General features: G+C 71.9%; 13 protein-coding genes. 6 read left to right on the forward strand and 7 right to left on the reverse strand.

Features of this window, described 5'->3' with window-relative positions:
- Positions 1-128 precede the first annotated feature (128 nt).
- A complete protein-coding gene (locus tag ACFY1T_RS32655; protein ID WP_390791406.1) occupies positions 129-701 on the reverse strand; it encodes a cob(I)yrinic acid a,c-diamide adenosyltransferase in 573 nt (190 codons plus the stop codon).
- A 12-nt stretch (positions 702-713) separates the two neighbouring features.
- Here ACFY1T_RS32655 and ACFY1T_RS32660 point away from each other — a divergent pair, with 12 nt between their 5' ends.
- The 4 genes from ACFY1T_RS32660 to ACFY1T_RS32675 all read left to right on the forward strand — a co-directional run bounded on the left by ACFY1T_RS32660 (position 714) and on the right by ACFY1T_RS32675 (position 5,320).
- Positions 714-1,073 carry a hypothetical protein gene (locus ACFY1T_RS32660; protein ID WP_390791407.1) on the forward strand — a complete coding sequence of 120 codons (360 nt, stop codon included), beginning with the start codon at positions 714-716 and terminating at the stop codon, positions 1,071-1,073.
- Between the two features lie 254 nt (positions 1,074-1,327).
- Entirely contained in the window at positions 1,328-2,176 is an 849-nt protein-coding gene (locus ACFY1T_RS32665) for a 3-hydroxyacyl-CoA dehydrogenase family protein (protein WP_030153790.1), read from the forward strand.
- 172 nt (positions 2,177-2,348) lie between these two features.
- Entirely contained in the window at positions 2,349-2,672 is a 324-nt protein-coding gene (locus ACFY1T_RS32670) for an STAS domain-containing protein (RefSeq protein ID WP_030857175.1), read from the forward strand.
- Positions 2,673-2,863: 191 nt separating this feature from the next.
- Positions 2,864-5,320 (forward strand): ATP-binding protein, encoded by a 2,457-nt coding sequence (locus tag ACFY1T_RS32675; RefSeq protein WP_390791408.1) that lies wholly within the window; start codon positions 2,864-2,866, stop codon positions 5,318-5,320.
- An 82-nt stretch (positions 5,321-5,402) separates the two neighbouring features.
- Here the strand turns inward: ACFY1T_RS32675 and nucS are convergent, their stop codons facing one another.
- Positions 5,403-6,074: an endonuclease NucS gene (gene nucS / locus ACFY1T_RS32680; RefSeq protein ID WP_030857179.1), complete on the reverse strand. Its 672-nt coding sequence runs from the start codon at positions 6,072-6,074 to the stop codon at positions 5,403-5,405.
- A 219-nt stretch (positions 6,075-6,293) separates the two neighbouring features.
- Between nucS and ACFY1T_RS32685 the strand changes: the two genes are divergently transcribed.
- Positions 6,294-6,686, forward strand: a complete 393-nt coding sequence (locus ACFY1T_RS32685; protein WP_030153794.1) for an SCO5389 family protein — start codon at positions 6,294-6,296, stop codon at positions 6,684-6,686.
- Between the two features lie 62 nt (positions 6,687-6,748).
- Here the strand turns inward: ACFY1T_RS32685 and ACFY1T_RS32690 are convergent, their stop codons facing one another.
- Positions 6,749-7,768 carry an LLM class flavin-dependent oxidoreductase gene (locus tag ACFY1T_RS32690; protein ID WP_390791409.1) on the reverse strand — a complete coding sequence of 340 codons (1,020 nt, stop codon included), beginning with the start codon at positions 7,766-7,768 and terminating at the stop codon, positions 6,749-6,751.
- A 241-nt stretch (positions 7,769-8,009) separates the two neighbouring features.
- On the opposite strand from ACFY1T_RS32690, the gene ACFY1T_RS32695 reads away from it, so the two are divergent.
- Positions 8,010-8,336 carry a hypothetical protein gene (locus ACFY1T_RS32695; RefSeq protein WP_030857183.1) on the forward strand — a complete coding sequence of 109 codons (327 nt, stop codon included), beginning with the start codon at positions 8,010-8,012 and terminating at the stop codon, positions 8,334-8,336.
- Between the two features lie 24 nt (positions 8,337-8,360).
- Here the strand turns inward: ACFY1T_RS32695 and ACFY1T_RS32700 are convergent, their stop codons facing one another.
- The 4 genes from ACFY1T_RS32700 to ACFY1T_RS32715 form a co-directional block, all read right to left on the reverse strand.
- Positions 8,361-9,203 (reverse strand): ABC transporter permease, encoded by an 843-nt coding sequence (locus ACFY1T_RS32700; protein WP_390791410.1) that lies wholly within the window; start codon positions 9,201-9,203, stop codon positions 8,361-8,363.
- Positions 9,200-10,315: an ABC transporter ATP-binding protein gene (locus tag ACFY1T_RS32705; RefSeq protein ID WP_051804965.1), complete on the reverse strand. Its 1,116-nt coding sequence runs from the start codon at positions 10,313-10,315 to the stop codon at positions 9,200-9,202. Before ACFY1T_RS32705 ends, ACFY1T_RS32700 begins: the two co-directional genes overlap by 4 nt.
- A 188-nt stretch (positions 10,316-10,503) precedes the next feature.
- Positions 10,504-11,283, reverse strand: a complete 780-nt coding sequence (locus tag ACFY1T_RS32710) for an ABC transporter permease subunit (protein WP_390791411.1) — start codon at positions 11,281-11,283, stop codon at positions 10,504-10,506.
- Positions 11,284-11,285: 2 nt separating this feature from the next.
- Positions 11,286-12,305: an ABC transporter ATP-binding protein gene (locus tag ACFY1T_RS32715; protein ID WP_390791412.1), complete on the reverse strand. Its 1,020-nt coding sequence runs from the start codon at positions 12,303-12,305 to the stop codon at positions 11,286-11,288.
- Positions 12,306-12,454 lie beyond the last annotated feature (149 nt).

Raw genomic sequence — 12,454 nt, forward strand, 5'->3', positions numbered from 1 at the left:
TGTAGATGTCGCAATCCACACCGAACCCGGAGGCCCTCACCCATTTCAAGAACCCAGCACGCGTGTCACCAACGTCCCGGAACAACACACCTAGGGCGTGTCCGCGAAGTCCCGCCCGCCCCGCGACCCTAGCGCTCGCCGCCGGGCACCCAGAGGACGTCGCCGATCTCCTTGTTGGCCGTACGGGCCAGGATGAAGAGGAGGTCGGAGAGGCGGTTGAGGTAGGTCGCGGTCAGCGGGTTCATCGCCTCGCCGTGCACCTCCAGCGCCGCCCAGGTGGAGCGCTCGGCGCGGCGGACCACGGTGCAGGCCTGGTGCAGCAGGGCCGCGCCGGGAGTGCCGCCGGGGAGGATGAAGCTGCGCAGCTTCTCCAGCCGCTCGTTGAAGGTGTCGCAGTCGGCTTCGAGCTTGTCGACGTAGAACTGCTCGACGCGCAGCGGCGGGTACTCGGGGTTCTCGACGACCGGGGTGCAGAGGTCGGCGCCGACGTCGAACAGGTCGTTCTGCACCCGTACCAGGACCTTCACGACATCCTCCGGCAGTCCGCCGAGGGCGATCGCCGTGCCGATGGCCGCGTTGGCCTCGTTGGCGTCGGCGTAGGCGGAGATCCGCAGATCGGTCTTGGCCGTCCGGCTCATGTCGCCGAGAGCGGTCGTGCCCTTGTCGCCGGTGCGGGTGTAGATGCGCGTGAGGTTCACCATGCGGCCAGCGTAGTGAGCCGCCCGCGGAAATGGCAGGCGGGACCACTCGTCTCCCGGCTGACGTCCGCGGTCGAGGGCCACGCGGGCCCGGAAGCGCAGAGATCGCATTTTGACGGACATGTTCGCCTCTGGTGGCGGGCCGGGACGGCCAAGTGGGTCGACGTCGTATCGGGGTTCCCGGCCTCCCGCCATCCCCGGGGGTCGGCGGAGCGTGCGGAGGCCGAGGGCGGGGCCCGTGCCGTCCGCGAGGCGGTGGACGCCGGCGACCCGTACGCGGCGAGCGGTGACGCCGCGACCTGGCTCGCCATCGCGCTCCGCGCCTCGACGCGCGGATCCGCGAGGACGTCCGCCACCTCGCCGCCCGCGGTCTGATGGCCCTGGATCCGGGCCACGTGGACGCCGCCGAGCGGGAGGTGGGACGGCTGGAGGCGATCGAGGAGCGGTACCGCTCGGGGGGTTGCGGGTGAACTGCCCGAGTTCGGCGGGCGGCTGGGCCGGATCGGTGTGATGTCCGTCAGTTGAGACGTGACGCGTGTTACTTCGCGGTCACACGAACCCTCGCTGGCGCTAGTCTCCGCCGGAGAGGCTTACGAGACTGGGCCGTATGGAAGAACGTGGGGTGTGCAGTGGCTGGGAAGCTCGCCGTCATCGGTGCCGGACTGATGGGTTCCGGAATCGCTCAGGTCTCCGCTCAGGCGGGGTGGGACGTCGTACTGCGTGATGTCACCGACGCCGCGCTGACCCGCGGCACCGACGGCATCAAGGCCTCGTACGACAAGTTCGTCTCCAAGGGCAGGATGACGGCCGAGGACGCCGAGGCCGCGCTCGCCCGCATCAAGACCACCACCGACCTCGACGCGGTCGCCGACGCCGACATCGTCGTCGAGGCCGTCTTCGAGAAGCTCGAGGTCAAGCACGAGATCTTCCGTGCGCTCGACAAGCTCGTGCGCGACGACGCGATCCTCGCGTCCAACACCTCCGCCATTCCGATCACCAAGATCGCGGCCGTGACGGAGCGTCCGGAGCGCGTCGTCGGCGCGCACTTCTTCTCGCCCGTCCCGATGATGCAGCTCTGCGAGCTCGTCCGCGGTTACAAGACGAGCGACGAGACCCTCGCCGCCACCCGCGCGTTCGCCGAGTCCGTCGGCAAGACCTGCATCGTCGTCAACCGCGACGTCGCCGGGTTCGTGACGACCCGTCTGATCTCCGCGCTCGTCGTCGAAGCGGCGAAGCTGTACGAATCGGGCGTGGCGTCCGCCGAGGACATCGACATCGCCTGCAAGCTGGGGTTCGGCCACGCCATGGGGCCGCTCGCCACCGCCGACCTCACCGGCGTCGACATCCTGCTGCACGCCACCAGCAACATCTACACCGAGTCCCAGGACGAGAAGTTCGCGCCGCCGGAGCTCATGCGCCGCATGGTCGACGCCGGCGACATCGGCCGCAAGAGCGGCCAGGGCTTCTACAAGCACTGAAGCGACATTGAGCGCCAGTTCGAATATCCGCACCCGCACGGGTGAATTAGGTATCGGTTCGCTCACGGTCGGCAACCTCTCTGCCCGAACGGCAGTCAGATGCAGTGAGAGTTGCCGACCGCGGACCAGTCGGATCCCTACGTACCCGTACCCAGGACTGCCGGGAGCACATATGCACATCAGGGGCGACCACGCCGAACTCGCTGTCGGGGGCCGCCTCGACGTGCGCAGCGCGGCGGACGCCCGTACGGCCCTCCACACCGCCCTCGACGACGGCCACGGCGACCTCGTGCTCGACCTCGCCGGGCTCGACTCCTGGGACGCGACCGGGCTCGGCGTGATCATGGGAGCCCACCGGCGGGCCGGCCGGACCGGCCGCCGCCTCGTCCTGCGCGGGGTGCCGCCGCAGATGCAGCGCCTCCTCGTCGCCACCCGGCTGCACCGCATCCTCGCGATCGAGGGCGGGCTGGAAGCGGAATCCCTCCCGAGGGTCTGACGCGGTCACCGTCCACCCCTCCTGCGGAAACGTAACGGTCCGGTGGTGATGGCACCCCTGCGGTTCCGTGCAGGACCGGGCACCGTCTAGGGTTCGGGCGGAAACCGGACCCGTAGCGACAGCGGAATGTGCGAAGGCCGGACGGTACGACACGACGGCTACGGCGCAGGGCGCGATCGGGGGACTAGGTCATGGACCGCACGCAGGGGCAGCCCGAACCGGTGGAGCAGCCCGCGACGGCGCCCGCACCTCCAGCGACGGCGTCGGCGCCTCCCGCGACGGCCTCCGCGGCGCCCGCACCGGCCGTCGCCGGGCCCGCCGTCGCGCGCGTCGTCACCCTCACCGCCGGGGACTTCACGCTCACCGTGAACCCCGTCGACGGCAGCGAGATCGAACCGCGCCGCCCCGGCACCGGCGGCAGCGCCCCCGCCAAGCGCGACGCCGCCGGCCGCGCCGCCCGTCACGCCGCCGCGCGGCCGCCCGTCCTGCCCGGCCCCGCCGTCCCGGCCATGCTCCTCGCCCGCGAGGAGGAGCGTGAGCGCCTCGTGCGGCTGCTGGGCCGCGGCCGCTCCGTACGGCTGACCGGACCCGCCGGCTCCGGCCGCAGCTCCCTGCTCGACGCGGTCGCCGCCGACTGCACGCGCCTGGCGCCCGACGGCGTCGTACGGCTCAGCGGGTACGGGCACCAGCAGCCCGGCGAGCTGCTGCACGCCCTGTACGCCGCCGTGTACGAGGCCTCGCACGAGCGGCCCGAGCGGACCCAACTCCTCGCCCGCGTACGGGACATCGGCGCCATCGTGCTCCTCGACGACCTGGAGATGGGCGGCGCCGCCCTCGACGAGCTGCTGCGCGCCACCCCCGAGTGCGCCTACCTGCTGGCCACCACCCCCGACACCCGCGCCCCCTCCGACGACTCGCACCTGGAGGAGATGTTCCTCGGCGGGCTCGGCGGGGCCGACTGCGTGGAACTGCTCGAAGCGGGCACGGGCCGGGCGCTGACCGAGGAGGAGGCCGCCTGGGCGGGCGACCTGCGGTTCGCGTCCGAGGGACTGCCGCTGCGCTTCGTCCAGGCGGCGGCGCTGCTGCGCCAGCGCGACGAGCGAAACCTTTCCTCGGCCGGTGACGAGGACGAGGAGCCCGGGGTCTTCGAGGAGCGGCCGCGCGACGCCGCGCTCATACCGCTGCCGACGCTGGCCGAGGGCGCGGCCCCCGCCGAGCTGCTGGCCTCCCGGGTCAGCGAGTCCGCCCGGGCGGCGCTGCGGATCGCGTGCGCGCTGGGCGGGGAGCTCCCGCACCACGCCCACCTGCCGGCGCTCGTGGGGGACACCCACGCCGACGCGGCGGTCGCCGAACTGCTGGGCTGCGGACTGCTCACCCCGGTCGGCACCCGCTACCGCCTGGCCGCCGGGGTCGCACGGCAGCTGGAGGAGGCCGGATACGGGGACACCGCGGCCGAGGAGGCCCGTACGGCCGCCCGCCACTACGCCTGGTGGACCGGGCACGCCTCGGTGACCCCGGAGCGGGTCGCGGCGGAGGCCGACGCGGTGCTGGCGGCGCTGGCCGGCGCGGACGTGGTGGCCGCCGTACTGCTGGCCCGGACCGCGGCCCCGGCGTTCGCGGCCTCGCGGCACTGGGAGGCCTGGGAGCGGGTGCTGCGCTCGGGGGCCGAGGCGGCGCGCAAGGCCGGAGAGGTCGCGGAGCAGGCCTACTTCCACCACGAGCTCGGCGTACTCGCACTGTGCGAGGGGCGGCTGGACCGGGCGCGGGCCGAACTGGAGGCCTCCATAGGCCTGAAGGGCGCCCTCGCCGACAAGCGGGGCACGGTGGCGGGCCGGCGGGCGCTCGCGCTCGTCGCCGACCGCGAGAAGGCGGGCGTGGAGGTGTCCCCGCCGCTGCGGCTGGAACCGCCGGCGCTGGCTCCGGCGCCCGCCGGGACCTCGCCGGCCCCGGAGACTTCGCCGCCCGCGGGGGCCTCAACGGCCGCGGAGGCCGTGACGACCGTGCTGCCGGTGGCCGGAGCCTCGGCGGCGCCCGCGGCGCAGGTGGCACCCGTGGTGCCGGTGATCGGGCGCTCCGAGGCCCCGACGACCCTCACGGAGGTCTTCGAGGAGGCCTTCCCCCTCGACCCGAAGCCGGCGCCGCCGGTGGTGCCCGCGGCCGGGCCCGCGCGGGCGCCGCGCAGGCTGCCGCTGCGCAAGCCGGTGCTGCTGGCGGCGGCGGGGGCGCTGACGGTGGTGGCGCTGGGCACGGTCATGGCCCTGGCGATGTCGGGGTCGGACGACCCCGGGACCCCGGCGGGCGGCGACGGCCCGGCAGCGTCCTCGACGCCGACGCCCGGGGCATCGGTGCCGGGCGTGCCGGGTACGAGCGGGAACGATCCTGCACCGGACCCTGGAACCCCGGCCCCCGACGCCACCGACCCCGGCTCCCCGGAGTCGACCCTCAGCCCGGACCCGAACCAGCCGCCGCGGCCGCCGTCGCGCAAGCCGGTCACGCCGCCGCCCTCGCAGAAGCCGTCCCCGGACGGGCCGAAGCCGCCGACCCCGGACACGTCGCCGACACCGTCGGCTCCCACGCCCACGCCCACGCAGCCGGATCCGACGCCCACCGCGACGGCCACACCGGCCAGCCCGACGGCGACGTCGTAACAGCGGCGCGCCGGGTCCGGCCCGGCGCGCCGCCGCATGCTCAGAGCCGCATGCTCACAGCCGCGCGCTCACAGCCGCGCGCTCAGAACAGGCGGAGCTTGTCGTCCTCGATGCCGCGGAGGGCGTTGTAGTCCAGCACCACGCAGTCCATGCCGCGGTCCGTGGCCAGAACGCGGGCCTGCGGCTTGATCTCCTGGGCCGCGAAAACGCCGCGCACCGGCGCCAGGTGCGGGTCCCGGTTCAGGAGTTCCAGGTAGCGGGTCAGCTGCTCGACGCCGTCGATCTCGCCGCGCCGCTTGATCTCCACGGCCACCGTCGCGCCGGAGGCGTCCCGGCACAGGATGTCCACCGGACCGATCGCCGTCATGTACTCGCGCCGGATCAGCGTGTACCCGTCGCCCAGCGTTTCGATGCGGTCCGCCAGGAGCTCCTGGAGGTGTGCCTCCACACCGTCCTTGATGAGACCCGGGTCGATGCCCAGCTCATGGGAGGAGTCGTGGAGGACTTCCTCCATGGTGATGATGAGCTTCTCGCCCGCCTTGTTGACGACCGTCCAGACGCCGGCCTCGTCCCCGCTCCCCTCCTTGAGGGTGCAGGGGGGCGACATCCAGTTGAGCGGTTTGTACGCCCGGTCGTCCGCGTGGATCGAGACACTGCCGTCGGCCTTCACGAGGATCAGACGGGGTGCCGAGGGCAGATGGGCGGTGAGCCGGCCCGCGTAGTCGACGGAGCAGCGGGCAATGACGAGACGCATGGTCGGCAACGCTACTCGACGGGAACCCCTCCACGCGATTCGCCCCCGAAAGCCCCGTTCGCCGATGGCGCGTTGTATGCGCATTCTCCTGGTGCGCCACCCATGGGGCGCCTACCGTGGTGAGCGGGAGGTGGCGGAGCGTGCACTCTGCGTCGCGACCTCCTTCCCTGCCCGTAAGACTCCGGCAACCCAACGGCCGGGGTCGCGAGAGGAGAACCCATGTCGCTCGACGTCTCACCGGCCCTACTCGAACAGGCCGAGCGAGGCGAGGTCGACGAAGCCGCTTTCGTCGACTGCGTCCGGACCTCCCTGCCCTTCGCGTGGGAGATGATCAGCTCGCTGGTGGCCCAGCTGAAGGTGGACGGCGGAGAGTTCGCCGACAACCAGACGCCGCCGCCCGACGAGCAGGCGCGTGGACAGCTGCTGCGTGCTCTCGCGAGTGACGCGATACGTGGTGCGCTGCAGCGGCACTTCGGGGTGCGCCTGGCGTTCCAGAACTGCCACCGGGTGGCCGTGTTCCCGCTGGATCCCTCGTCGGACGACCGGCTCGCCAAGTTCACTTCGATCCGTGGCCAGCTGCTCAACCAGTCGCCCGAGCTCCGGGACTGCTGACCGACCGTACTTCGCTGCCGCTCCGTATCGGGGGAGGTGCCATTGATACCGGGGCGGCAGCCTCAACCGAGACGGGGCAGGACCTCGGCGCCGAGGCGCCGTACGTTCTCCTCCGTCGCGGCGAGATCCCCGGAGCCTTCCGCGAGCAGCGCGAAGCGCGTGATGCCCGTCCGCTCCGAGGTGGCGGCCAGCCGGTTCGCCGCCTGCCGCGGGGTGCCCACGGGGTGCAGGTCGCACAGCAGCTCGGTGTAGGCGACGGGGTCCCGCATCGCGCGCTCCCGGCCGTCCACCGTCACGTGCGCGTCCAGCCCCTGCTTCAGCCAGCCCGGCATCGCCTTCAGCAGGGCCTCGCGGGCGTCCGCCGTACGGTCCGCCAGCTGGCACACCCCCGCCGACACGTGCGGAGCGTGCGGGTCGCGGCCCGCCGCCGCGGCCGTACGCCGGTACAGCGCGACCATCTCCGCCTTGTCCTCGTCCCCGCAGTGCATGCCCAGCAGCATCGGCAGCCCCCGCTCGGCGGCCAGGCGCACCGAGGCGGGGGAGGTGCACGCGACGATCACTTCCGGCCCTGATCCGTCCCCGTCCAGCGCCTCCGACGGACGCGGTACGACGGCCACTTCGCGGAACCCGTACCTTTCGCCGCCGGCCGCCACCCGCGGCTCGGCCAGCCAGCGCCGCAGCAGGTCGAGCCCCTCCGGGAACTCCTTCTCGTAGGCGTCCAGGCCGCCGCCGAAGACCTCCAGGTCCACCCAGGGTCCGCCCCGGCCCACCCCCAGGGTGAAGCGGCCGCCCGAGGTCAGGTGCAGCAGCGCCGCCTGCTCCCCGAGGGCCACCGGGTGCGTGTTCGGCAGCACGCTCACGGCCGTGCCCACCCGCAGTCGCCGGGTCCGCCCCAGCAGCAGGGCCGCCAGGGTCACCGCCGACGGGCAGACCCCGTACGGGACGAAGTGGTGCTCGGCGAGCCACACCGAGTCCAGCCCCGCCTCCTCGGCCACCTCCGCGGTGCGCACCGCCCGGTGCAGCGCCTCCCCCTGCCCCTGGCCCGGGAACTGGGCCGCCAGTACAAACGCTCCTACACGCATCGCCTTCGCCTTCCTCGTGGCTGACGCGGCCTCCCCCAGGTGGACCGGTTCATCTGATGGCAACAACGTCTGACACGTGCCAAAGGCACGGCCTGACACGAAAGTTATTGGGATAGTCAGGACAGCCCACCGCGAGCGCGTCGCGGACGGCCGACCTCTGTCAGCCACCCTGCGGGTACCCGGCCTCGCTGCGCGTAGTCTGGGAGAAAGTCACTTCAGTCCGCCCATACGTGAGGTATACGTGTCACCGCGCCACAACCGCCCCAGGGGCGGCGAGACTCCGGACGAACGCCCCAGCACCGGTCTCGACCGGTACGGGCTCGAGCGCACGGAGGAGTACCAGGGCGAGGAGTGGAAGGTCCGGCACGTCGCGGGCGCGAGCGCGGCGGGCAAGCGCTACCGCTGCCCGGGCTGCGACCAGGAGATCCCCTCGGGCACCCCGCACCTGGTGGCCTGGCCGGAGTACGGCGGCGTGGACGACCGCCGGCACTGGCACAAGGCCTGCTGGAACGCGAAGGACCGCCGCACCTCGAGGGTGCAGCGGTCCAGGAACGCTCCCAAGTACTAGCGGGTACCGGCGAGTACCGGGGGCTCAGACGTCGCGGCGGCCGACCACCGCGTACGAGCCCGCGACCGCGGCGCCCGTCACCAGCAGGATCAGCAGGACCTGGGTCAGGCTGTTCGGCGAGTTCCCGGTGTCGGCGTTCGGCAGGCCGAACAGCCCCATGAGGGCGACCGGGGCGTTGTACCGGAGGATGGCGCTGCCGAGCGGGGCCAGGGTCTCCCACATGCTGAGCATGCCCCCTATCACCGGCGGCAGCGTGACCAGCCCCAGCATCACGGCGATCGCTCCGGCGGAGTGCCGCAGCATGGCCCCGATGGCGAGGGCGAGGACCCCGAGCAGGGTGACGTAGACGCAGCCGGCCAGTGCGCGGGCCCATTCGCCGCCGCCGTGCGCCCCGGCACCGGCGCCGCCGCGCAGGATCGCGGAGGCGAGGCCCACGGTCGCCACCGACCCGGCGACGGCCGCGAAGGCGACGCCGGCGAAGACGAGGTACTTCGCGGTCAGCACCCGGGCCCGGTCGGGGGCGGCGGTGAGGGTCGTACGGATCATGCCGGTGCCGTACTCGGAGGTGATCGTCAGGACGCCGAGCACCATCACGGGGATCTGCCCCACCAGCAGTCCGAAGAGCGCGGGCGCCGTGAGCGGCACCTCCTGGTAGTCGCTCGCGCGCGTCTCGGAGACGGCGAGCACCCCGATGCCGACGACGAGGAGCACCATCGAGCCGAGCGTCCACACGGTCGAGCGCACCGAGATCAGCTTCGTCCACTCCGAGGCGACGGCGTGCCCGAGGTGCGGCCGGGGTGTCTGGAGCGGCGAGCTGTAGCTCTTCGGCCGGTCCGCGGTCGCCGCGGTGTTCGTGGAGCCGGTCATCGGGTGTCCTCGGTGGTGGTCCGGTCGGTGCCGGCGAGCTCGCCGGGGTCGCTGGGCATCAGGAAGGGCTGCCCGCCCGCTCCGGGCGGCGGGGGCGCGAAGAAGGCGCCCCGCGGCACCTCGGGCGCCTTGAGCTCGTCCTCCCAGGCGGGGACGGTCAGCGGCTCGGGCTCCCACAGCTCGGCGCGCGGGTCCTCGGTGGAGGTGTACTCCACGTCGGCCTGGGTCATCCGCATGTAGGCCTCCTCCAGCGAGGCCCGGTGCGGGGACAGCTCCCACAGCCGTACGCCGGCCTCGTGGGCGAGGTCGGAGATCCGGGGGAGCTCCAGGCCGGTCACGCGCAGTGTTCCCTCGGGCTCCTGGAGGACCCGGCCGCCGGCTTTGGTCAGGGCTTCACCCAGTGCATCCCGGCCAGCGTGATCATTGTCGGCCGCGCGCACCCGCGCGAATCCGGCCGAGTTGTGCGCGATGAATTCCTGGGTGCCCATGTCGGCCAGCAGCCGCCCGCGGCCGATCACGATGAGGTGGTCGGCGGTCAGCGCCATCTCGCTCATCAGATGTGAGGAGACGAACACCGTGCGGCCCTCGGCGGCGAGCCGGCGCATGAGGGTGCGGACCCAGAGGATGCCCTCGGGGTCGAGCCCGTTGACCGGCTCGTCGAAGAGCAGCACCTGGGGGTCGCCGAGGAGGGCGGCGGCGATGCCGAGCCGCTGGCCCATGCCGAGCGAGAAGCCCTTCGTACGCTGCCGGGAGACGTCCTGGAGGCCGACGACGGCCAGTACCTCGTCCACGCGCTTCTCGGGGATGCCGGAGAGCTGGGCGAGGGAGAGCAGGTGCCTGCGGGCGCGGCGGCCGCCGTGCACGGCTTTGGCGTCGAGCAGGGCCCCGACGTGCCGCTGGGCGTTCGGCAGCTGCCGGAAGGGCAGGCCGTTGATCGTCACGCTGCCCGAGGTGGGCCGGTCCAGGCCGAGGATCATGCGCATGGTGGTGGACTTCCCGGAGCCGTTGGGCCCCAGGAATCCCGTCACGTGACCCGGCCTGACCTGGAAGGACAGCTGGTCGACGGCGGTCTTGGCGCCGTAGCGCTTGGTCAGGCCGACAGCCTCGATCATTGCTCTGCCTCTGCTCTGCCCCTTGCCAGGACCGGACGGCTTTCGTCCGCGTAAGAGTTAAGAGGATATCGAGTCGCCTGCGGTTCCACCCCGGACCGGATCCCTGAGCTGCCCCTGACTCCGACCCGGGGATGACCCGTAGTACGTGAGGCGTCCGCCCCGGGACGGACGCCTCACGCACCGGGGGATCAGGCGTCGCGCTTCTTCAGCACCAGGTAGCCCCCGAGCACGGCGGCCAGCACCCACAGCGCCATGATCCCGAAGCCGCCCCACGGCCCGTAGGGGGCCTCGGCGCTGTCCATCGCCCCCGGGATCACCTGCATGATCTTGGAGCCGGCCTGGTCCGGGAAGTACTGGGCGACCTTCCGGGTGGCGCTGACCGCCCCGAGGATCGTCGAGACCAGGAAGAAGAACGGCATCAGGATGCCGAGCGACAGCATCGAGCTGCGCAGGATCGTCGCCACGCCCATCGAGAACAGGGCGATCATGGCCATGTAGAGGCCGGCGCCGATCACGGCGCGCAGGACGTTCGGCGCGTCGATGCCGATGCTGCGGTCGCCCAGGATGGCCTGTCCCAGGAAGAAGGACAGGAAGCTGGTGACGAGGCCCACGACCAGAGCGAGCCCGGTGGCCACGATCAGCTTGCCGGCCAGGAAGCTCGCCCGTCGCGGTACGGCCGCCAGCGAGGTGCGGATCATGCCCGAGCTGTACTCGGTGCCCACCACCAGCACACCGAAGACGATCATGGCGAGCTGGCCGAGGGTCATGCCCGCGAAGCTGGCCAGGGTCGGGTCGAAGGTGACCTGCTGCTCCTTCGGCATGTCGTTGAAGGTGGCGTTGAAGACGGCGCACAGGCCGGCGCTCACGCCGACCGTGACCACCAGTGCGGCGACCAGGGTCCAGGTGGTGGAGGCGACCGTACGGATCTTGGTCCACTCGGACCGGAGAACGGCGGGGAAGGAGGACATGGTCACTGCCCGCCCTTGCGCGTCGCCTCGTACCCGGCGCCCCACGCGGGGGCGTCGGCGGGCCCGGCCGGATCGCCGGCGGGGCCGGGCCCCGGAGGAAGCCCCGGTTCTCCCGGCGCGTGGGCGTGGTACTCGACGGAGTCCGCCGTCATGCGCATGAACGCTTCCTCCAGTGAGGCCCGTTGCGGGCTGAGCTCGTGCAGCACGATCTGGTGCTGCGCGGCCAGCTCGCCGAGCTGCTCCACGGCGACGCCGTCGATCTCCAGTACGCCGGTGGCCGGAACGCTGATGGCGTCGATCCCGGCTTCGTGCAGGACGTCCTTGAGCCGCTCCTGCTGCGGAGAGCGCAGCCGGACGTAGCTGCGCGAGTTCTTGTGAATGAAATCAGCCATCGACATGTCGGCCAGAAGCTTTCCCTGGCCGATGACGATCAAATGGTCCGCGGTCAGCGCCATTTCGCTCATCAGATGGGACGAGACGAAGATCGTCCGCCCCTCGGCCGCCAACCCCTTCATGAGATTTCGGATCCAGAGAATTCCCTCCGGGTCCAGACCATTGACGGGCTCGTCGAACATGAGGATCTCCGGATCGCCCAGCAGCGCGGAGGCGATTCCCAGCCGCTGGCCCATGCCGAGCGAAAATCCTTTCGACTTCTTCTTCGCCACGGCCGTCAGCCCGACAAGATCCAGCACCTCCGCGACCCGGCGCTCCGGGATGCGGTTCGACTGGGCAAGACAGAGAAGGTTGTTGTAAGCGCTGCGGCCGCCGTTCATGGCTTTCGCGTCCAGCAGCGCACCGATGTGCTTCAGCGGCTCCGGCAGTTCCCGGTAGTGCTTCCCGTCGATCCGGACCGTACCGCTGGTCGGGTTGTCGAGGTCGAGCATCATGCGCATGGTCGTGGACTTCCCGGCCCCGTTGGGGCCGAGGAAGCCGGTCACCACCCCCGGTCTGACCTGGAAGCTGAGGTGGTCCACGGCGGTCTTCGCGCCGAATCGTTTGGTAAGGCCCTCAAGCTCGATCATGCCGCTCACGCTAGAACGCCCGAGGGCCCCACGCCACCTCAAACAGGTGACATAGGGCCCTCGGGCAGGACGTTCGTCCACGGGCCGGTAGACGCAGGCCGTCCGACCGGTCGACCGCCGGTGAACTGCCGTGCGTGCTACCGCGCGTA

The sequence above is a fragment of the Streptomyces sp. NPDC001194 genome (assembly GCF_042896985.1).
GTDB lineage: Bacteria > Actinomycetota > Actinomycetes > Streptomycetales > Streptomycetaceae > Streptomyces.